Origin of the sequence: Quadrisphaera sp. INWT6, from assembly GCF_015390235.1 — a bacterium.
Classification (GTDB): Bacteria; Actinomycetota; Actinomycetes; order Actinomycetales; family Quadrisphaeraceae; genus Quadrisphaera.
Window position 1 is genome coordinate 379557 of sequence record NZ_VUOH01000003.1, and the last position, 20775, is coordinate 400331.

The following is a 20775-nucleotide window of genomic DNA, read 5'->3' on the forward strand; positions in this document are numbered from 1 at the left end:
GTCCGTGGACCACTTGGATACCTTGCTCCGCTCACAGACAACTCCCAGCCTGGCCGGGGCAAGGGTGCCCGGGGCTGATCACTTGGAGCACCCCCTTCGGCCTGGTCTATGCCGGTACCCCGTGACGCAACATCCGTTGAAGCTCCGACATCCCGAAGGCGGGGCAGACCGGTGCCTTGAGTTCGCCGACTCCGGCCGCCACGCCCTCGACCGCGGTTGAGAGCGCCTCAACCGCCGTCACAGACGATGACGAAGACGGCACGGTAGGGGCTCCCGTCAAGCACGCCACCTGCGTGAAGGCTCATGAACCGGATGTCGCGTCGACACCTCCCCGCGCCTCCGCCTCGACCTCGCAAGTGGCGTCGGTGCCTAGCCGACGCAGGCTGCCGCATCGCTGCTGACGTCGCCCTTCGAGCGCGCCCCCGGCGTTCGGTGAGCTCGCGACGAGGGCGGGCTTCATCCGGTGTTCTGCCTTCGCTGGAACAGCAGCGGATCCAGTCAGGCGCCGGGCGCTAGGGCCATCACGGGCCCTACAGTCGCTCGACCGGCAGCGTCTGCGGACGAGGCCGCTCTGGGGGCGCGCACCCACCAGCTGATCAATTGACCGGGCCAGTCAGTTATGGACGGGCTCGAGCAGTCTTCTGTGGGCGCACTTGTGGGTGGGCCGGCCTGCTGGGCGCTAGGGGTTCTTGTAGATCCCGTGGTAGCCGACGCGGCGCCACAGCAGGCGGGTCTCTCCGTCGGCGGTGGTGGTGAAGGCGAAGGTGGCGCGTCCGTCCGGGGAGGCGAAAGACCAGGTCATCTCCCAGATGCCGGGGGCGTGCTTCATCGGCGCTACGCGCAGCTTGCGAGGCCACGTGTACTGCCCGCCGGTAGCGACGTAAGCATCACAGGCGGCAGCGAAATCGGGAACTGCCTCGCGGAACATGCGCTGGTGTTCGGGGCTGAGGGCCTTGAAGTCGGCGTCGAAGCGGGGGGTGCGTTCGTACTTCACCCGGCGTGGTCCTCAGCGTGGCTCTCGGCGTGCTCCTGAGCCTGCTCGTGCGCCTGCTCGGAGGGGTCGTCCTCCGCGTGGCTAGCGAGGCCGTCGAGGTCGGCCAGGAAGTCCTCGGCGCTGGTCGAGACGGTGACCTGTCCGGCGCGCACGTGCTCGTCGACCTCAACCTCGCCGGCCTGCCAGTGCTCGGTCCAGAACCAGGCCTGGTCGGCGGGGATGGCGAGCATGGGGCGGACCTCTAGGACGCCGTCCTCGCGCTCGGTGAGCTCGAGCTGGGCGCCGGGGGTGTCCAGTCCGAGGCGGGTGCGCACGGCCGGGGGCAGCATGACGGCGCCGCGGCTCTGGACGGAGACGAAGCCGTGGAAGCGCTCGGCGCTCTTGGCGCGGGTGCGGCGTGGGCGGGTGGGACCGGCCGAGGCGCTGGCGGCGTCCGTCATACCGTCATAGTACGGCGCTGCAGCGTCGCCAACAAGTAGTTTTACTGCACTACTGCGATGCGATGCCCTGTAGGTCAAGGAGTTCGGTTTCATCACCCTTGCCGCGGTAGCGCGGCATAATGGCACGAATCCCGCCCTATGACGGCACCACGTCCCCGATGCGGCCCAGCTGTCGCCCGCGGCACCTACCGTCGGGTCGTGGCCTTCCCCGCCCCCCTTGGTGTCGACGCTGACGCCGACGTCGTCTCCCATAAGAGCGTCGCCCTCGACGGAGTGATGGACAGCGGCCTTGACTGCGAGCTCCCCATGGGTCCCGTCATCGACACGGGTGCGCGCGACCGTGTCGACGGCGACGACATCGACGACATCGACGACGAGAACGTCCTCACCGATGCAGCACTCGGAGAGCAGCTGCTGCTCGCCTCGACCGGCGTCCTGCCGGAACTGGCCGGCCTGCCCGAGCGCGAGGCGGCCTATGCCCGCGCCGCCCGGGCGGAGAACACCCTGCGCGGGTACCGCTTCGACTGGGCCGACTTCACCACCTGGTGCACCGCCCACGACGCCGACCCGATGCCCGCGGACGCCGGCGGCGCTGACCGGCTACCTCGTGGCCCTGGCTGAGACCGGCGCGAAGGTCGGCACACTCTCGCGGCGCCTGTCCTCGATCAAGTTCGCCCACGCCAGCGCCGGGCACCCCGACCCCGCCACCCACCCCCGCGTCATGGCCGTCTGGGAGGGCATCCGCCGAGTGCACGGCGCCCCGCCGGAGCAGGCGGCCCCGCTGATGCCGCCACTGCTGTTCGACGTGCTGGCGGCCTGCCCGGTCACCCGCACCTGGCCAACCCCGGCGACGACCGCCACCACGTCGGGTCGCCGCTCGAGGTCAGCGGTCCGAGCACACGAACCGGACCTGACCGGGGCCCGCGACCGCGCGCTGCTGCTGGTGGGCTTCGTGGGTGCGCTGCGGCGCAGCGAGCTCACCGCACTGGACCTCGGCGACGTCGCCGAGCACCCTAACGGGCTGGTGCTGTCCCTGCCCCGGTCGAAGACCAACCAGACCGGTGAGCACGCCGAGCTCGTCGTCCTGCCCCGCGCGGGTAACCCCGACCGCTGCCCTGTGGTGGCGCTGCAGCGCTGGCTGGAGCTTGCCGGCATCACCGAGGGCCCGGTGTTCCGCGGCGTGACCAAGGCCAACCGCGCAGGTGGGCGGCGTCTGCACCCAGAATCGGTGACCACCCTGGTCAAGGGCGCTCTGGCCCGCACCGGCGCCCCGACCACCGGGTACAGCGGGCACTCGTTGCGGGCGGGGTTCGTCACCTACGCCCACCTGCGCGGCTCGAGTGACCGCGCCATCGCCCACCAGACCCGGCATCGCTCGATGGCCTCTCTAGGGGGTTACGTGCGGATCTCCCACGCGTGGACCGACAACGCCGCCACCGCTCTGGGCCTGTAAAGATCACGTCGGTCTGCAGCCCCAAGCGACGTCCTGTTATCGAGAAGGGTGGACTGATGGAAATCTTGGCCATAGCGAAATCGCTCACCTCGTTGGCGCCTGCCCTCGTGGAGCAGCTTCGTCAGCGCGAGGCACCGGCCATCACCGTCACCGAGCTCACGATGAATTACCTCCGCACATGGGACCTGGTCACTCCCCAGCAATTGCGCTTGGAAGACGGACCCACTCAGCTGAATGAGACTGATATCCGCGGGTGGTTTGTCCGGAATCGCGCGGCAGTGCCAGCAGCGGAAACCTTTCTCCTGGTCGAAGTCACTGGCCAGACCAAGGCAGTCACCAGGATCACAGATCTGGGTCCCGAGGTCATCACCGTCGAAGACTCATATACCGGGGCATACGTGTTGTCACCACCGGCCGGAGCCAGTGATGTCGAGAACATCTTCTTTGACCTCGACAAGCCTCACCGGGGAGCGTTGCTGGATCTGTGGCCCGAAGAGCAGCCTCCCAACCGACCATACTTCTTGAACCGGAGCATCCATCTGGGCCCACAGGAGTCAGTAACCTTCGTCGTTCGTGCACGGACCGATCTTTCCAAGGTCACATGGCGCCTCCGCATCGCGTACCGCATCGGCGGTCTACGTGAAAGAACGTGGGTCTCGAAGGAGCAGTGGACGGTGAGCTCGGCCCACCGGGTGTCTCAGAGATTGTTGTGGCGGTGGTGGAAGGAGCCACGGGGACTAATTCGCGAAGAAGACGAATTGCTCTAGCCCACCCCTACAAGGAGTTCCCGTGAGTGATGACCCGGCGTCTTCGGCGCCCAACGGTGTCGACCCAGCGTGGTGGTTGACCGCCTACACGGACGCTGAGGCCGGCCTGGCAGAAGCGCCGGACCTGATCGCGGGCAAGCTCTTCGCCTTGGCCCGTGACGCCCCTGAAGGCACCCTCCAGCGGCGGGTCCTGGAGGTCTTGGCGCGGGCATCGAGCCCCCAGCTTGAACCCGAGGACTGGGAAGAACCGTTCGTCGCGATGCGCGTGACGAGCCGAGGACGCACGGCGGTGCCGGACGATCTCGAGGCTGACGAGCGGACTCTCCTCGGGCAGCTAGTACCTCTCATCACCCCCTCACCGCTGCGCGCACGAGCCGCCGACATCGCGTGGACCTACGGCGATCGGAGACGGCGTGACCTACTGATGGTTGCGATCGAGGCCTACCTCGACCTTCCCTTAGACCGCCACACCTGGGTCCGCCTTGCCCACGACAGCTACAAGCGTGCGCTGGAATTGGCGCGACGCAGTGGCGCCGCCGGCCGCCCTCAGCTGCGCGAGGCCACCGATCGGCTGCAAGAAGTGATCACAACCGAGGCGTCTGAGTCGGTCCTGGTGGCTGACTGCTCAGAGCTCCTACGCGCATTCGGACGCTTGGGCGCGGAGCAGGCCCATCTGGTGGCGGAGCAGATCCAAGCGCGGGCGGCCGCGACGCTGGCGGCCAACACCCACCTGTCACGGCGTCTAGAGGAGGAGGCACGCTCCTGGTACGGCAAGTGCGGCCAGCCGGAGCTCGCCCTTGGCTGTACCGCAAGGGTCGCGCAGACCTTCGTCCGAGAGGCCGAAGCGCGCCAGGCATCAGACTTCTCAGCCTCCATGAGCGCGGGGCGTTCTTACGAGCGCGCCATCGCGGCCCTGCGCCAGCTGCCGACTCGCTACCGACAAGAGCATGGCCTTGAGGAGCGGATCCGCGAGCTGCGTGCTCGCGCCGACGAGTCACGTCGAGCGCTACTGGACTCGATGGTCGCGATAGAGACTGAGCCTTTCGATCTGACCGACTCGGCTCGCACTGCCCGCGCTGCGGTCTCGGAAAAGACTCCGAGTGAAGCATTGCGCCAGTTCTGCCGACTGCGCCCCCCTTTCGACTTCGAGGAGTTCATGGGATCGGCGCGCGAGCAAGCCTTGGGAGGGCTGTCCAGGCTTTTCTCCCAAGAGACATACACCGCAAGCGGTCAACGAGTCGCTGCCCGGGGTGGGCTCGCGGGAGAGACGGATGAGGACTACACCTGGGCGCAGGCAGTCAAGAACTTCGAGTACCGCGTCGCGATGATTGTCTCGGGTGTGATCCTACCGGCTCAAGAGGCTTTGACCTTCGAGCATCGCTATCCCTTTCCCACTCTGCTGCACCTGTGCGAGCGGTCACCCTCGGTGCCTCTTGGACACGAAGCTATGTGGGCGCGGGGAATCTGGCACGGACTTCGACAGGACTACCCCTCCGCGGCGGCTCTTCTCGTTCCTCAGATCGAGCAGCTCATCCGGACTCACCTCAAGAGCCATGGCGTGCACACGCTCATGGTCGATGACCGCTCTGGTGTGGAGACCGAGAAGAGTCTCGGCGCGCTGCTGGATGTTCCAGATCTGGAAACGACTCTCGGCGAGGTGTTTGTATTTGAACTGAAAGCGCTGCTGGTATCTAAGGAGGGGGCGAACTTGCGCAACGCTATGGCGCACGGGCTGCTCAACGACGAAGGTGCAGTCTCCTCGAACACCGTCTACATCTGGTGGCTCACTCTCTTTTTCGCATTTGCGCCATTCTTCTCAGAAGGCCCTGGCACTTCCGATGTGGGGGATGCGTGAGGCGACGGGGACACCAGCTTGTAGGCGCTGGCGGCGCACGGCGGTGCCTGCTCCCCTGCACCGCCGCGGTGGCCGGGTACTGACGGACTCCTCGCCCGGTCCACGGGTGTAGCCCGCCCGGTAGCGAGAGCCCGGGCTATCTGCCTGGCCGCAATGTCGGCCTGCGCGTCTAGCGTCGCCTCGAGGGCCGTCCTGGCCCGCAGATGAGAGGGGTTGCAGCGTGGCGCGCACGACGGCAAGCCAGATCGAGCAGATCGAGCTGGGGGCTCTGGACAGCAAGCGGCCTCTGGCGGATGTGCTGCGGCGGTGTGTGGCCCTGGGAGGCCGGTCGGGTTCGGAGCAACTACGGGACTGGGCTCGCCTGGAGCTGGACGGTTACAGCGGCGGCGACCATGACCTTCCCCGGTACCGCACCGTCACGGCGGCCCTGTGCATCGACGGCTCGGACTCTCGCAAGATTGTCACCGGCCAGCAGATCTCGACCTTCGACATCCCGGAGTTCGCAAGGGAGGCCATTAGCGCATCCGCGCCCATTCCCTATGGTGTCGCAGAGCTGGAGAGGCTGGCCAAGCACACCGAGTCCATCAAGATGCAGGACTCGATGATGCCCGAGCTGGTGCATCTCATGAACAGGCAGAACGATCGCGGATCGGCGATCCACGCCATGTACTGGCAGATCTCCTCCGCAAGCATCCACGGCATCCTGGATACCATCCGAACCAACCTTGTAGCCCTCGCCGCTGAGATGCGAGCCGCAGGCACCACCGACGTGCCGACCCCTGAGGCCGCGGACCAAGCAGTTCAGGTCGTCATCCATGGGGTCAAGCGCAGCTCCATCACCGTGAACACCCATCAGGCCTCCGGGAGCGGGGATGGATCCCGGGCGTTCACCCCGCCGCCATCAACGGCGGCCACGCCTCGGGTGCCATCATGGGTTCGCGGACCGTGGGGCTTCGCTGTCGGTGCAGCGGGGATCGTGGGCGCGGTCGCCGGCGTTGCGACGTGGGCGGGTTGAAGCTCATTCGTTTGATGTGACCCTCCGGCACGTGTCCGGGAACGCCCCGTCTTGGACACCAGGTGTCGGCCGGGCCAGCGAGGCTCGGACGCTGACCGATACCGGCGACGGCGCCGCCCCGAGCCACCCCGCTCACCGCCGGCGGTGGTCTTGCGATGGAAGGCGCCAGTGGCGCAGGGCCCGACCCAGCCACAGACATCGACGGCGCCCGTGACGCAGACTGCACCCCCCGGCTGCGCTCCAGCCCGGGGACCTGGGTGACCTCAGTCCAGAGCAGCTGGCATCACTGGCCAGTGGTTAGCGTTGGCCGCACTGTCCCAACGCGGCGAAGCAGCCGAGCCGGATTTGTTGGCGGTGGGCTGGCTGGCCCAGCACGCAGCTACCGCCGATGTCTTCCGTCAGCCGTGGCCGGTGCCTACGGACCAGTCTCGCGAGGTCTGAACTGGGCTACCTTCCCGCCGGCCTAGGAGTACTAGCCGAGTTGGTAGAGGCCGCCATCGCGGAGGTCAGCACCCCCGAGGCCCGCTACCAAGACGCGAGCGGGCTCACTCGCAGGCATCTACATTGAGCGGCAACTGATCCCTAACGTAAGGGCCTCGATGTACAACCTGCTTGTTGGATTCCCGGAAGGATCGGCCTCTCGCGAGAGGGTCCTGGAGTACACCGAGGACCACATCCGCCAATACCTGTCTCCAAACGGTCAGGTCGATCTCTCGCGGTTGCTCCACTTCCCAACGCTGGTCATGCCTGAGGTGGGCCAGCCCAACTCGACGCAGACTGCTCGTGTCGGCCACATCGAGGATGTTGCCGTCAACGGGAGGACCCTCACCTTCCGCTTCGTGCCCAACCCCGGGATCGCCGAGTTCGACCTGGGATACGTACAGTCGATCGCAAACCGCCTGCAGATTACTGACTGGGAGTTCACGCGCACCCACTGGGCGGTCAAGGACGTTGACCTGCTCAGGGTGCTACTGGGAAGAGCGGGTCTACCTGACCTGGCGCCCCAGGTTTTCAGCTTCCCCACGCGGACTCCCGTGGAGTCCGACCTCGTCGCCGTCATGATGCCCTTCGACCCCGGCTTCGACGCCACGTACGCGGCCATCAGGGGGCCGCCAGTGACATGGGGATGCGCTGCCACCGGGCTGACGACATTTGGGACAACAACCACATCATGGATGACGTCATCAGTCTCATCTGGCGGGCCCGCGTCATAATTTCCGACTTGAGCAATAAGAATGCCAATGTTTTCTATGAGACGGGTATCGCGCACACACTGGGCAGGGACGTCGTGCCGATCGCTCGGTCAATGGACGATGTGCCGTTCGACCTGCGCTCTATCCGCTCAGTGATCTATCTGCCGAACGGAGAGGGGCTATCCCAGCTGCGAGATAGAGTTGCTGGGCGGATCCGAACTCTGACAACTGGTCGTTGATGCCTGCCTACCCCACGAGCCGCGGAGTGCACAGCACGACGGGAGCCTCGGCATTGGCGCCCTGTTCGCAACGAACACGCACCGGCAATCCCACTTCCTAGGTTGTGGGACGGTCGGCAACCGGCGCCGTCAAGATCGCGCCTCACGCTCGTCACGCCGTCCCAGAAGTCGTGCCCACTGCACCGTCCCGCAGAGGCCGTCCGGAGCCAACTTCCGGTACGTTCGGGCCGCCTACCTCGGCATCGGCAAGCCCACGATCTCGCGGCAGCTCGCCACCCTGGAGCGCCTCGGCCTCATCGAGCGCTCGCGCGACGCCGAGGACGCCCGTGCCCATGTCATCAGGCTCACTCCGGCCGGAGCCGCCCAAGTCGAGCAGGTGCGCGCGGCGCGCCGCGCCCACGTGCACGAGATGCTCAGCCGCTGGATCGATGACGACGTGGAGCTGCTGGCGGCGTCCCTGCGCCCACCAGCTCGGACCGCAGGTCCGAGACGACCGGCGCCCTGGCGCCGGTCGCGACGCCAGCCAGGGCGAAGGACGGCGGTGGGTGCTCGACGCGCCGCCAGGCACCGTCGGCACCCCCGCCGACCGCAGCTTGCACCACGATCGACAAGCGCGGCCAGAGGCGACGGAACGTCCGCCACCGCACCCTAAAGTGATCGACAAGGCGCCTGGACAGTGGGACGATCATGGCCTGGCCGCCGCGGGCGCTCCGAGTCCCCAACCCGCGGCGGCCCATCACGACCTCAGCTGCTGACCAGCCGCTCGCGCCGAGCGTGCCCGCCATCACGTGTGCAGCCTCTGCTCGACCCCAGCCGGCACGTACGGCCGCACGGTCGCTGCTGCACCCGCCGCCGTCACCTGCGGGCGCCTGGTGCGTGGGCTACCGAAGGGGCGAGCGCTCCGTGTTCCCCACCACCCAGCTCGACGCTGCTCGAGCGTTCGAGCCCTGCCGCGTGACAGCGCTGGGAGCAGCTTGCAAGAAATTCTTGAGGTAGGCCCTGCGCTGCTCCTGCACAGCGCAGAGCGCTTCGTGGGCGAGGTGGTCCTCGGAGTGCACGTCCATGACTCCCCCTTCCCCGGGGCAGGGCGATCCTCACACCCCACCGAGCACCTGCTGCGTCGCATACGACGTGACAGGTGGCCCACCACAGGGTCACTATGAGCGAGCGGCCGTTGCTGTCCGTTGCGTCCCTCCTGGCGCAACGTCAGCAACGGCCGACCACATCACCATCTGAGGACCCCGCAAGACCGGTCGGGCCAGCACCAGCCAGCACCAGCCGAGACCGGTCAAGACCGGTCAAGACCGCGAGCACCGCAGGAGGCCCGACGTGGACGCCTTCGCCATCACCGACTCCACCCCCACCGTCGCCCCTGGTGATGTCGAGAGTGATGTCGGGGGCGATGCCCGGGGTGATGTCCAGACCAACGTCTGGGTGGTCCACCCCAGCGGGGACTTGGACGCCTTCAGCGCCACCAGCCTGCTGGACCACACCACCGCAGGACTTGCCGGACGCCCCCCGGGGGTCTTCCTCATCGACCTGAGCGCAGTGGGCTTCCTGGACTCCGTGGGCCTCGGGGTATGCACCGCCACCCTCAAACGCGCCCAAGCCGCCGGCCACCGCGCCGCCCTAATCGCCCCCGGAACCACCATCCGGCGGTTACTGGCACGCACCGGCATCGCCCGGGCCTACCCCGTACACCGCAGCGTGGACCAAGCCCTCACCGAGGGCGCCCACCTGGCGGCACCGACTAGGGCGTGTCTGAGCGATCACGCTGCGTTCGGGGTACTACCCCCACATGGCAGCTGACCGCCACGACCTCCCCGACGCCCAGTGGCACCTGCTCGAACCGCTGCTACCCGACCGCACCCCACGCCGCGGCGGCCGCTGGGCCGACCACCGGCCCGTCATCGACGGGGTCATCTGGCGGGTCCGCACCGGCTCACCATGGCGAGACCTACCGGCGGCCTACGGTCCCTGGCAGCGTTGTCGACTCCGTCTACGACCGCCATCGACGCTGGTCAGCTGACGGCACATGGGAGAAGGTCCTGGACGCGCTGCGCACCGAGTGCGACCTGGACCTCACTGCGCAGGAGGGTGAGTGGGTGGTGTCCATCGACTCCTCGATCATGCGCGCTCACCACGACGCCGCCGGCGCCAGAGGTGAACCACCACGCGACGTGCCGCCCGAGCGCCTGGCCGCGCAGGTCCCACCCAGCCCCCGGGAACGGGGGCGTTCGGGGGGTCAACACCGGACACCTCGACCCGGAAGCCGCCAGGCGCCAGGCCAGCCGTGAGCGAGAGGGCCTGGGGCGGTCCCGCGGTGGCCTGAGCAGCAAGGTGCACCTGCTCGCCGATGCCCGCTGCCGTCCCCTGGTGTGCGCGGTCAGCCCCGGCCAGCGCGGGGACACGTTGGCCTACCCGGTCCTGATGGGCCGGCTTCGCATCCCTCGAAGCGGGTGCGGGCGGCCACGGACCAGGCCGGACCGGGTGATGGGTGACAAGGCCTACTCCAGTCGTCCAGTGCGCGCTGACCTGCGCCGTCGTCACATCACCGCGACGATCCCGGTGCCAGATGACCAGGCCGGTCACCGGCGCAAGCGCGGGTCGCGCGGGGGTCGTCCGTACGCCTTCGACGCGGAGGCCTACAAGGGCCGCAACGTCGTGGAGCGGACGTTCGCCAAGCTCAAGGACAACCGGGCGTTCGCGATGCGTACCGACAAGCGGGGGTACATCTTCGCCGGGACGGTGGCGGTGGCGGCGCTGCGGATCTGGCTGCGGGACCTCACTCGGCGAGATCCGTCAGACACGCCCTAGGCCGGTCACTCCGGCGGCTCCGGTCACTCCGACGGCTCCGGTCACTCCGGCGGCTCCGGTCACTCCGGCGGCACCGCCGGTTGCCCAAAACGCGCTACCGCTCACCGCTCCGCCTCAGCACATCGCCTTCAAGAGGTGGAGGCCCTGCGTGCGATGGTCACCCCATGGCCAGTGATGCACCTGCAGAGCACCTCGAGCGAGAGCTCGCCGTGCTCCTGCGCCGCGCCCGCGGCATCTCCGGCCAACTGGCCAGGCAACTCCACCCCGACTTAAAGCCCGGGGCCTACGGCCTGATGCTCCGCATCGCCCTGGAGGGGGACGCCCGAGCCGCCGACCTGGCCGCCTACCTCGGTATCGGCAAGCCCACCATCTCCCGGCAGCTCGCCACCCTGGAGCGCCTCGCCCTGATTGAGCGCTCCCGCGACCCTGAGGACGCCCGCGCCCACGTCGTGACCCTCACCGCCGCCGGCACCGCCCAGGTCGAGCAGGTTCGCGCCGCGCGCCGGACCCACGTGCACCAGATGCTCAGCAGCTGGAGCGACGACGACGTCGAGCTGCTCGCGAGATTGCTGGACCAGCTGAACCGCACCCTCGCCCAAGAACCGGTGGAGGACACCACCCGTGGTGGCTGAGCACTGACCCCTTTGGCCATCTGGCTAGTTGGCCAGAACTCGCTTCAGCCCCACCTGCCCAGTCCGGCCCCGGCCTTGGGCGCACCATCGCCCAGACGAGTGAGCCAAAAAGCACACAGCGACCGCAGCTACCACGATGGGGACTGCGCCAGCCCCCGGAGGTTCCCTTGAGCGGCCGGTCCGTCCTGTTCACGACCACCAGGTGCTGCCTGACTCTGATCGGAGCCGCAGGGCTGGGGTTCACTGCGGCGCTGCTCACCGCGATCGTCGCCGCGGCCCTAGCGCTGCTGGAGGTGCCCGTCTTCGCCTCTGCCACCGCCGTTGGTGGCGTCGGTGCTGTCGGTGGCGTCGGTGCTGTCGGGGCCGGCAGTGTCATCGGGGCTGGCGTGGTCATGGGAATGCTGGTCTTCGTGGTGTCCGCCCCGCTGGTGTGGCGCGCTACCTGGTGAGCAACCTCTCAACCTCTACCCCCGTGACTTACCCACGCCTCACTCATGCCTCACTCATGCCTCACTCATGCCTCAGGTACCGAAAGGCCTTGAGGTGGACGCCGGCGCGCGGTGCGTGCGCTGGCCCGCCACGGGCACCACCGGGCTCCAGAGCTGGCCCACGAGGCACTGGCGCCCCCACCGGGCCCGCCGCTACGCCCGGGCACCCACGGCCCCACCCGCCCTTAGGGACCACGTCGCCGGCCTCTCTCACCGATAATCTGGATCTTCCGGCTGCCACGCCGCCCATGGCGAGGCCCGGTCCAGCCCCAACGATACAGGCCCGCCACCAGCTGCCGTCCTCAACCTCACGCAGCGCCACGCACAGTGGTTGCCTAGGGTGCACTGGTGTCGTCCTGGGTGATCCGCAAGACGCTGCCCACCCACGACTTCGGCCTCGATCTGGGACGGGCTCACGGCGCCGCCATCACCGGCCCCCACTTCCTGTACTGGGCCGGTCCCCACATCCGCTACCCGCGCGCCCCCTCCTGGGTGTGGCTGGCTGGGCTGTGCCCCCAGGTCGCTTACTTCCGCACCCAGAGCGACGCCGAGGCAGCCGCTCACGCTTTCGCCAGCGACTGGAAGCGCACCCTGAGCATCAGGGCCGTCACTGTTGATGCCCCCAGCCCACAGCACTGACCCCTGCTCATCGACCTGCCAGTCGGCCTACCCGTCCTTCTACTTGTCGACCAGCAGGCAGTAGAGCCCGGACGCACTCAGAACATGTGCTGATCCACCAGCTTGGCCAGTACCGCTCGGCGCTGTTCGGCCACAGCGGCTGCCTGCTTCCAGGCCAGGTCGTTCTCGCACTCCACCACCTGGGCCACCGCCGCCAGCAACTGGGCATACCCCTCCAGGAAGACCACGTCCTCCAGCGCCGCGGTGCCCGCCTCCGCGCTGCTCACCCGCGCCTCGACCTGGCCCACCTGGACCGAACGGGCGCGCAGCTGGAACAGGTACAGCTGCACCGCCTCACGGCGGGCCTGGCGTGCGTGCTCTCGGCACAGCTGCCTGGCCGAGGCGTACTCGAGGAGCTCGCGGCTGAAGGCGGTCCTCTTAGCCGAGGTCACCCCAGCGCTCCCGGTGGTGACCTCGGTACTGGTTTCGGTGCTGGTTGCGCTGGTGCCGGCGGCGCCCTCTACAGCCTCGGAGTGCTCCGCCTCTTGCTTCGGTGTGGGACCGGACTCACCCGCGGACGGAACTGCACTGACGCCGCCGATACCGCCGATGAGGCCGGAGCTGCTCGGGATGCCGTGGGCTGGCATCGCCAGCGCCGCGGTCGCTGCGTGGCGACAGTCGGCGACGCTGCACTTCACCGACCCAGGGTGCAGCACTGCCGGCCCGCGATCGGGCAGTGATGACGCTGGCGTGTCGCTGCACCGATGCGGGGGCTAGAACGCTGGCGAGGACGTGATGGGCAGAGGTGTCCAGGGCGCGATGGGGGTGAGGCTCATCTCCTCCTCAGCGCCGGCCGTGCCTGGAGGAAACTGGCGGGCGGCAGAATCGCTGCTGCTGCCGCTGCTGCCGCTCCCCCCCCCCCCCTGCGCGCAGCAGCGGCAGCCTTGGCTGCTCGAGAGCGCTCGGCGGCCGCAGCCCGGCTGGCGGCCACCGGCCCGGCCAGGCCAGGGCACCAGGCGCCAGCGCAGCCACGCCGCCGGGTAGGCCACCGCCCGTGCTGGACGCGCGCCGCCGTCCGTGGCCACCCCACGACGACGACGCTCAGCGGCCAACTCAGCGGCGTGGCCGCCTCCATCGTGGTCGACCAGGTCAGCACGCACCGAAGCCGTCGCTGACGACATCGAGCTAGTCGTGGGTCCGGTCGTGGGACCGGCGGCGTAGGTGCGGGCTTTGCCATCGGGGGTGTGGTCGATGGCCCACACGAAGTCATCCACCCCCCAGCCTTCCGCCACGAAACCTCGGATGACCGAGGCCACCGCCGCCACCGACAGCGGCCGCAGGTCCAAAGCCCGGGTGCGCAGCTGCTCGGCCACCGCCACCAGCGCCGCACGACGCTGCCCTCGCGTCGGCCCCGCTGCAGGACCTCCAGCGGGGCTCTCAGTTCTGGCGGCGTTCGATCCACTGTCAGGGCGATAGGTGCCGACGATCTGCGACTTGCCCCCCGGCGTTTCGGCTGCTCGTCCGGGTCTGCTTACGCGCCGGTAGCACCCGGCTGGGGCGTAGGTGATCCAGCGCGCTGCACGGCGCGGTAGACCGTGGAGCGCGCCACCCCGAACAGCTCCGCCAGCTCCGCTCCGGTGTGCTCCCCGCCCAGCCACAGCGCCACCAGGTGCGCCTCCTGCTTGGCCTTGAGCTTGGGCGGCTTGCCCCGCAGGCGCCCCTTGGCCTTGGCCACCGTCATCCCCTCCCGCGTTCGGGCCCGAATTAGGTCGCCCTCGAACTCGGCCACCATCGCCAGCACGTTGAACAGCAGTCGACCCACCGGGTCGGTCGGGTCGTGCACCGTGGCGCCCAGCTGCAGGCCCACCCCACGCTCGGTGAGGTCGGCGACGATGTCGCGCGCGTCGGGCAGGGAGCGGGCCAGGCGGTCCAGCTTGGTGACCACCAGGGTGTCCCCAGCCCCACAGGCCGCCATGGCCTCGCGCAGACCGGGACGGGCGCGGTTGGCACCGGTCAAGCCGTGGTCGACGTACACCCGGGCCCCCTCGACGCCAAGTGCTGCCAGGGCGGTGCGGTGGGCGGTGAGGTCCTGCTCGGTGGTGGAGACCCGGGCGTAGCCGACCTTGAGGCCCGCTGGCTGCGGGCTCGGGTCGCGATGGACTGTCGACGTCGCCCCGTCCCCCGGCGCTACCGCCGCGGTGGGAACGGGACGGAAGGCGGCGGGCGGGGCACCGGCCGGCCGCGCGGTCGCCGCCGGTGCCGGTGCCGGTGCGTCGCTGAACAGGCTCACGCCGGCCAGTGTCGTGCAGGTGTCCCGCAACAGACACCGTCACCGGGCTTTAGCGCGGGCGGGGTATCCGGGCCCTATAGGTGAGCACGACGCGCGCCATTTGAGCCTGTGTTCAGGGTGTCCCGTAGGACGGTCCTCATACGGGACGCACCCACCTCAAGGCCCTTAGAGGTTGTTGTTGGCCCAAGCGGAACCATCTGCTCCGCGGAGCGACCGTCAGCAGGCGCGCGGCGCGCATGCCTCCGGCACGCCTGCTCTCAGCAACGTCACTCCAGCCCGTCCCCTACACGGCATGCTGTGCCACGTGACCCTGACCACCGCACCGACCCTCCGTTGATCACCGGCGACGCAGACCACGCGCTGCGCCCAGCCCCCCGCTGGGCGTGGATGGGGGCCACCGCCTGCGCAGCGCTGATCGCGCTCGACCTCGCCCTCGGATCGCTGTCAGGGGATCGCGCGGACTCCAACCTCGCCGGCACCATGGCGCTGGCCCCCACCCTGACCGGCATCGGCGGATCTCGCCGCCACGTCATCGCCATCGGCGCCCTAGCCACATCCCTGGCGGTCTTGAGCTGCTGGTTTGACGGTGTGCCACCCCTGACCGCCCTGGTGCGCTGCAGCATCCTGGCGCTGGTCACCGCTCTTGTCGCCCTGGTCGCCGGAATGCGCCAGCGCCAGCTGGCCCAGCTGCAGGACCGCCGCCAGGCCGCGCGCACCCTGCAGGCGGCGATGCTCACCGAGCTACCTCAGCCCGACCACCTGCAGCTGGCCTCGCGCTACCTGCCCGCCAGCAGCGGTGACCAGGTCGGAGGGGACTGGTACGACGCCCTCGTCGACGCAGGCGGCTCCACCGTGCTGGTCATCGGTGACGTCATCGGCCACGACATCCGCGCCGCCGCGGCGATGGGGCAGGTCCGGGCGGTGCTGCGCACCTGCGCGGTGCAGGGCGGGCAGAGCCCCGCCCAGGTGCTGACCGCCACCGAGGTGGCCCTGGAACACCTGGGGCTGGACGTGCTGGCCAGCGCCACCGTGGTGCGCATCGACCAGAGCCCGGTCGAGGCTGAGCGCGGGTTGCGGCGCATCACCTGGTCCAGTGCCGGGCACCCACCACCGATCTTGCTGGTCCCGGCCCCCCGGTCAGCTGCCGAACAGCACACCCCTGCTCATGCTCCGGGTCCCGTAGCTCCCACCGGGTTTACCCCCGGGTCTGCAGCGCCAGCGGTCGGTGCACAGGCACAGGTTCTGCATCACGGCGGGGACTGCGACCCGGGCAACACCCACGACCACGGTCGCGTGATGGACCTGACGGGCGCCGGCGACGCCGACGTCCTGCTCGGCGTGGGCACCGGGACGGTGCGGGTCGACCACTCCTGCCAGGTGCCGCCGGGAGCGACGCTGCTGCTGTACACCGACGGCCTGGTGGAGCGCCGCGACGCCGACCTCGACGCCGGGACCCGGGCCCTGTGCCAGGTCCTGGAGGCCGAGGCCGCCCGAGACCTGGAGGACCTCCTGGACGAGGGGCTGCGCCAGCTGGTCGGTGCTGGTCACGGTGATGACGTGGCGGTGCTGGCGGTGCGCGCCCACCGCGAGGACGCTCCACGCCCGCTGGAGGCGGGCCCGGTCCACGGCGCTGGTCCAGCCGATGTGGCGGACATCCCCCCGACACCCGACGCAGCCACCCTCAGCCCCCGGTAGCCCCCACCGCCCCGCCCCCCAGGGCAACATCGGGTCCGATGGCGAGGTGTGCGAGCGGCGCGTCCTTCGCAGCGGCTGACCCGCAGGGGCGGCTGGCACGCACAATAGGCGCCGACTGAGGCGTCCCTGAGGCAGTCACCGGTGCGTGCACCGGCTTGACTCCGTCAGCGCATCGACAAGCGTCGGCAAGCACGATCGGGCCTGCATCCACCTCACCTGGGCCGGCACACCCCGGCCAGAGTGCACCTCAGGTGGATGCGGCGGCGATGACCTCGAGGAGGTAGGCCCGGCGCACCGCGCGGTGCCGGGCGAGGGCGCCCGCCACGCTGAGCAGGCTGCCCGTCCCGGCCAGCTGCTCAGCGGCTTCGACGGCGTCGGCGTAGGCCGTGGCCCGCTGGGCGGTGTGCTCACCGAGCACCAGGTGCAGCTCGACCTGCTGCTGACCGGCGGCGACCGCGCGGCTGACCTGGTGGCGCACTTGGGAGCGGACATCGGCGAAGGCCCGTGCGGCGCGGTCGAGCTGGTCGGCCACGGCGAGGTCGAAGGCGCGGGCAACGGAACCGTGGCCCTCTGCTGTGGTGAGAGACCCGGCGTCCCGTTCCTGGACCACCAGCTCTACCAGCTGCTCGGTCACTTGATCGGTCACCTGCTCGCTCACCTGGTCGGCCAGCTCCAGCGCGCGGGGAGCCTCAGCGAGCAGGAGCAGCTGCAGCTCGCGCAGCACGTCCTCCATCGCCTCCTTGGCGCCCAGCAGGTCAACCGCGTCCAGAGCGGGCAGGGTCACGGCGGACCCAGGGCGCCCCGGACCCAGCTCAGCAGCGGTCGCACTGACTGATGCGGCGGGTCCTGGCCTGCCGCTGGACACCGGTGACGGGTGGGTGTCCTCACTCCACGCCGCTAGCAGCTCCTCGACGCTCAGCTCGAGCGCGGGTGAGTCTTCGGCTCCGCCCGGTTCTTCTGCGTCGACGCCGGAGAGGGTCAGCTCGAACCACACGCTCTTGGGCGCGCTGGCGCTGGGACCAGCACCCCACGAGGTGGCCAGGGCCTGCACCAGGGATAGGCCCCGCCCGCTCATCGCGGTGGCGCTGGGCGCGACCAGCACCGGCAGGGTCGCCGAGCGGTCCCGGACGGTGATGCGCACGCCGTCGTGGATGCTGTAGACGGCGACGTCGAAGTCGGTGCGGGCGTGCAGCACCGCGTTGGCGGCCAGCTCCGAGACCAGCAGGCCGGCGTCATCGGCCAGCGCTGGGACGTCGCTGCTGGCCACGGCGTCCTCGACGAAGCGCCGGGCTGAGCGCACCGAGGTGATCTGGGGCGGGTAGGTCATCAGTCCAAGGCCCTGGCGCACGGCTGGCAAGCTGCCGGTGGGCAACGCTCGCCCGTCCACGGTGTCTCCCTGGGGTGCTCTGTGGGCCACCGGTGCTGCGGCCCCGGTGACCGTAACCGCACCACGGTCCTGGCGCGTACTGGTACGGCGATCTCGAGTTGCCCGACGCCGGTATGCAGGTTCCCGTGAGACCACGACCGCTGTGGGCACTGCCCCGGCCACCCAGACAGGAGCCGCGGCTGTGCGCGCACTGACCTACACCACCTCCGGCGCCCCCGCCGAGGGCTTCCACCTCGGCCAGACCCCCGAGCCTCACGCCGGCCCCGGGCAGGTGCGCATCCGCGTCCACGCCGCCGGCATCTCGCCCCTGGACCGGAAGACCGTGGCCGGCGAGCGAGGCGAGGCGGAGCCGCCGACTCCGGCTGTGCCGGGGATCGATGCTGCCGGCACGGTAGACGAGGTCGGCGAAGGCGTCAGCGACGTCAGCGTCGGCGATGAGGTCTTCGGCCTGGGCAGCGGCACCCACGCCGCCCACGCGGTGCTGTTCGCTTGGGCGCACAAGGCCCCGCAGATCGACTGGAGCGTGGCCGCAGCAGCTCCCCTGGCCGTCGAGACCAGCCAGCGGGCGCTGGGACTCATCGAGGCCCAGGCCGGACAGAACGTGTTCGTCGACGGCGGTTCAGGTGGGGTGGGGGCCGTTGCGGTGCAGGTCGCGCTGGACAGGGGTCTGGGCGTCGTTGCCTCTGCGGGGCAGGACAACCAGGACTACCTGCGCGAGATCGGCGCCGTTCCGGTCCTGCATGGGGAGGGCCTGCTCGAGCGGGTCCGCGCGGTGGCGCCCGGCGGCCTTGACGCGGTCCTCGACATCGCCGGGAAGACCCCCGCCGAGGATCTCGCGGCGCTGGTGTCCCATCTGGCCAGGGTCGTCTCGATCGCGAACCCGGAGGTGGCCGAGCGCGGTGGCATCTTCACCGGCCCCACCCCGTCCGCGGGCCCCGACGAGCGCGAAGAGCGTGGCCTGGGCCAGGCGATGGCTCACGCCGCGGATCTCCTGCGTCGCAACGCCCTGGTCATCAAGGTGCAGACCTTTCCCTTGGAGCGTGCAGCGGAGGCGTACGCGAGGAGCACGTCCGGGCAGGTGCGGGGCAAGGTCGTGCTGCTGCCGTGACCACCTTCATGGCTTCGGGCCCACCAGAGGCGACCGCCTGAGGGGAGGGAGTTTCAGTGCGGTTTGCATCGCGCGCGACCGGGAACCTCACGCCGATCACACCGGCACCCCGACTGAGCGCCGGTCGTCAACGTGCAAAGGAGCCCACCGATGACTGAAAACACTGAGAGCACCGAAAGCACCATGAGCACCAACCCGTCCGCCACCGTCCCCCCCCGACTTCACCCCCGCCTCGGGTGAGGTGACTACCCACCACGGCCTATTCACCGACATCAACCTGCACGTGGACGACACTGGCGGCACCGGCCGTCCCGTGGTGCTGCTCCACGGCTGGCCGCTGTCGGGTGAGTCCTGGTCGGAGCAGGTCCCGGCGCTGGCTGAAGCCGGTTACCGCGTCATCACCTACGACCGCCGCGGCTTCGGACGCTCGGACAAGCCCAGTAGCGGCTATGACTACGACACCTTCGCCTCCGACCTGCACACCCTGCTCGAGAAGCTCGACGTGGAGGACGCCACCCTGGTCGGCTTCTCCATGGGCGGTGGCGAGGTGGCCCGGTACTTCACCAAGTACGACCCCCAGCGCCTGCGCAGCGTCGTCTTCGCCGCCGCGGTGCCGCCGTACATGGCCAAGACCGAGGACAACCCCGACGGGCCCCTGACCCCGGAGCTGGCCGAGGAGATGGAGAGCAAGCTCAAGGACGACGAGGCGACGTTCTACGACGGGTTCGTCACCGCCTTCTTCTCCGTCGACGGCGAGCTGAAGGTCACCGAGGCCCAGCGCCAGGACGCCCTCGCCCTGACCCGCCAGGCTGACAAGAAGGCAGCGCTGAAGGCCATGGAGGCTTTCGGCACCACTGACTTCCGCCAGGACCTGACCCACGTCAACATCCCCACCCTGGTCATCCACGGTGACGGCGATGGCACCGTGCCCTTCGAGGGCTCGGGTGCGCGCACCCACCAGGCAATCCTGGGCAGCAAGCTGCACGTCATCGCCGGCGCGCCGCACGGCTGCAACGTCAGCCACGCGAGCGAGTTCAACAGGGTGCTGCTGGACTTCCTGGCACGCTGATCCAGTGGCCCGCTGACCGTGGGACCCGGGCGGCACGACCGTCTGGGTCCCACGATCAAGAACGTAGTGATTGTCATCTACAGGGCGTCGTGCACCTGGTGACGTCAGCCCGTCGCGTCCACGTCCACGTCCACGTTGACCCCTGCTGAGCAGGGCGCTGACGCGGCCGCGGACCGGGTGAAACGGGCCGGGCGCTATGCGCGGCCGCCCCCAGGACCCGGGCAGTGACGCTCACCCGGCGGTCGCGGTGCCCTGCCTGGCGCCACACCTGGACGAAGGTCACCAGCGCCGCCTCCTGTGCGGCGACTTCGTCACCCAGCAACGCGCGCGTGAGACCCAGGACCGTGGGCGCTAGCAGGTCAACCAGGGCGCCCATCGCCTCCCGGTCCCCCCGGCACACGCCAGCGAAAGCCGCATCGACGGCCTCGGAGTGACCAGCGACGGCCCTGAACCGCGGCACGGGCTGCTCCCACGATGAAGCGGGAGGGACGTCGGCGCCAGCGTCATCCCCGGTGCGGACGGTGCCCCGCACGATGGTTCCGCGCTGCGTCGACGCTGACACATGACGCTGCCCCGCGCGGGCGATCGGGCGAGCAGTACCGCTGACCAGTCACTTAGTCGGTCAGCTGGCCGGTCAGCTCGACGGTCAGCAGCGAGTATGCCGGCGCGCCAGGATTGCCGGTTTCCTCCCGTGTCGCGACGCCCACGGCTAGCG

General features: G+C 69.5%; 19 protein-coding genes and 1 pseudogene. 15 read left to right on the forward strand and 5 right to left on the reverse strand.

The annotated features are described in order from the left end of the window. Positions 1-679 precede the first annotated feature (679 nt). Positions 680-994 (reverse strand): hypothetical protein, encoded by a 315-nt coding sequence (locus tag F1641_RS11585; protein ID WP_194905646.1) that lies wholly within the window; start codon positions 992-994, stop codon positions 680-682. Beyond that, positions 991-1434 (reverse strand): AbrB/MazE/SpoVT family DNA-binding domain-containing protein, encoded by a 444-nt coding sequence (locus tag F1641_RS19945; RefSeq protein WP_206691038.1) that lies wholly within the window; start codon positions 1432-1434, stop codon positions 991-993. Before F1641_RS19945 ends, F1641_RS11585 begins: the two co-directional genes overlap by 4 nt. A 198-nt stretch (positions 1435-1632) precedes the next feature. On the opposite strand from F1641_RS19945, the gene F1641_RS11595 reads away from it, so the two are divergent. The 12 genes and pseudogenes from F1641_RS11595 to F1641_RS11650 all read left to right on the forward strand — a co-directional run bounded on the left by F1641_RS11595 (position 1633) and on the right by F1641_RS11650 (position 12532). Beyond that, on the forward strand, positions 1633-2055 hold the full coding sequence (locus F1641_RS11595) for a hypothetical protein (RefSeq protein WP_194905648.1): 423 nt from the start codon (positions 1633-1635) through the stop codon (positions 2053-2055). Continuing rightward, positions 2042-2887, forward strand: coding sequence for a site-specific integrase (locus F1641_RS11600; protein ID WP_194905650.1), 846 nt, complete (start codon positions 2042-2044; stop codon positions 2885-2887). The genes F1641_RS11595 and F1641_RS11600 overlap by 14 nt, the downstream gene beginning before the upstream one ends. Positions 2888-2943: 56 nt before the next feature. Then, positions 2944-3654 (forward strand): hypothetical protein, encoded by a 711-nt coding sequence (locus F1641_RS11605; protein ID WP_194905652.1) that lies wholly within the window; start codon positions 2944-2946, stop codon positions 3652-3654. A 22-nt stretch (positions 3655-3676) separates the two neighbouring features. After that, the gene (locus F1641_RS23235) at positions 3677-5509 is read left to right on the forward strand and encodes a DUF4209 domain-containing protein (protein ID WP_194905654.1); all 1833 of its coding nucleotides are present in this window, start codon (positions 3677-3679) and stop codon (positions 5507-5509) included. Between the two features lie 220 nt (positions 5510-5729). Beyond that, entirely contained in the window at positions 5730-6524 is a 795-nt protein-coding gene (locus F1641_RS11615) for a hypothetical protein (RefSeq protein WP_194905656.1), read from the forward strand. A 599-nt stretch (positions 6525-7123) separates the two neighbouring features. Further along, positions 7124-7738 (forward strand): hypothetical protein, encoded by a 615-nt coding sequence (locus tag F1641_RS19950; protein ID WP_206691039.1) that lies wholly within the window; start codon positions 7124-7126, stop codon positions 7736-7738. Between the two features lie 279 nt (positions 7739-8017). After that, complete coding sequence (locus F1641_RS23870) at positions 8018-8608, forward strand: MarR family winged helix-turn-helix transcriptional regulator (RefSeq protein WP_375541486.1); 591 nt, start codon at positions 8018-8020, stop codon at positions 8606-8608. A 677-nt stretch (positions 8609-9285) separates the two neighbouring features. Continuing rightward, on the forward strand, positions 9286-9765 hold the full coding sequence (locus F1641_RS11630) for an STAS domain-containing protein (RefSeq protein WP_194905658.1): 480 nt from the start codon (positions 9286-9288) through the stop codon (positions 9763-9765). Then, positions 9755-10773: pseudogene (locus tag F1641_RS11635) on the forward strand (IS5 family transposase). The gene F1641_RS11630 and the pseudogene F1641_RS11635 overlap by 11 nt, the downstream one beginning before the upstream one ends. Positions 10774-10937: 164 nt before the next feature. Then, a complete protein-coding gene (locus F1641_RS11640; RefSeq protein WP_194905661.1) occupies positions 10938-11405 on the forward strand; it encodes a MarR family winged helix-turn-helix transcriptional regulator in 468 nt (155 codons plus the stop codon). Between the two features lie 167 nt (positions 11406-11572). Next, a complete protein-coding gene (locus F1641_RS11645) occupies positions 11573-11854 on the forward strand; it encodes a hypothetical protein (protein WP_194905664.1) in 282 nt (93 codons plus the stop codon). Positions 11855-12241: 387 nt separating this feature from the next. Beyond that, a complete protein-coding gene (locus F1641_RS11650; RefSeq protein ID WP_194905666.1) occupies positions 12242-12532 on the forward strand; it encodes a hypothetical protein in 291 nt (96 codons plus the stop codon). A 77-nt stretch (positions 12533-12609) separates the two neighbouring features. Here the strand turns inward: F1641_RS11650 and F1641_RS11655 are convergent, their stop codons facing one another. Next, positions 12610-13209, reverse strand: a complete 600-nt coding sequence (locus F1641_RS11655) for a hypothetical protein (RefSeq protein WP_194905667.1) — start codon at positions 13207-13209, stop codon at positions 12610-12612. An 833-nt stretch (positions 13210-14042) separates the two neighbouring features. Continuing rightward, positions 14043-14801 (reverse strand): recombinase family protein, encoded by a 759-nt coding sequence (locus F1641_RS11660; protein ID WP_309225578.1) that lies wholly within the window; start codon positions 14799-14801, stop codon positions 14043-14045. A 387-nt stretch (positions 14802-15188) separates the two neighbouring features. Between F1641_RS11660 and F1641_RS11665 the strand changes: the two genes are divergently transcribed. Then, positions 15189-16496 carry a PP2C family protein-serine/threonine phosphatase gene (locus F1641_RS11665; protein ID WP_194905669.1) on the forward strand — a complete coding sequence of 436 codons (1308 nt, stop codon included), beginning with the start codon at positions 15189-15191 and terminating at the stop codon, positions 16494-16496. 247 nt (positions 16497-16743) lie between these two features. Here F1641_RS11665 and F1641_RS11670 read toward each other — a convergent pair whose 3' ends face one another. Next, a complete protein-coding gene (locus F1641_RS11670) occupies positions 16744-17823 on the reverse strand; it encodes an ATP-binding protein (RefSeq protein WP_194905671.1) in 1080 nt (359 codons plus the stop codon). A 241-nt stretch (positions 17824-18064) separates the two neighbouring features. On the opposite strand from F1641_RS11670, the gene F1641_RS11675 reads away from it, so the two are divergent. Continuing rightward, positions 18065-18991 (forward strand): NADP-dependent oxidoreductase, encoded by a 927-nt coding sequence (locus tag F1641_RS11675; RefSeq protein ID WP_206691040.1) that lies wholly within the window; start codon positions 18065-18067, stop codon positions 18989-18991. A gap of 241 nt (positions 18992-19232) precedes the next feature. Next, positions 19233-20060: an alpha/beta fold hydrolase gene (locus F1641_RS11680; protein ID WP_194905674.1), complete on the forward strand. Its 828-nt coding sequence runs from the start codon at positions 19233-19235 to the stop codon at positions 20058-20060. Positions 20061-20775: the final 715 nt, after the last annotated feature.

What these genes read in the sequence shown, in the direction of transcription:
- F1641_RS19950 (WP_206691039.1), top strand. Translation starts at nt 7,124, where the DNA reads ATGTACAACCTGCTTGTTGGATTCCCGGAAGGATCGGCCTCTCGCGAG.
- F1641_RS19945 (WP_206691038.1), bottom strand. Translation starts at nt 1,434, where the DNA reads ATGACGGACGCCGCCAGCGCCTCGGCCGGTCCCACCCGCCCACGCCGC.
- F1641_RS11605 (WP_194905652.1), top strand. Translation starts at nt 2,944, where the DNA reads ATGGAAATCTTGGCCATAGCGAAATCGCTCACCTCGTTGGCGCCTGCC.
- F1641_RS11665 (WP_194905669.1), top strand. Translation starts at nt 15,189, where the DNA reads ATGGGGGCCACCGCCTGCGCAGCGCTGATCGCGCTCGACCTCGCCCTC.
- F1641_RS11670 (WP_194905671.1), bottom strand. Translation starts at nt 17,823, where the DNA reads ATGACCTACCCGCCCCAGATCACCTCGGTGCGCTCAGCCCGGCGCTTC.
- F1641_RS11640 (WP_194905661.1), top strand. Translation starts at nt 10,938, where the DNA reads ATGGCCAGTGATGCACCTGCAGAGCACCTCGAGCGAGAGCTCGCCGTG.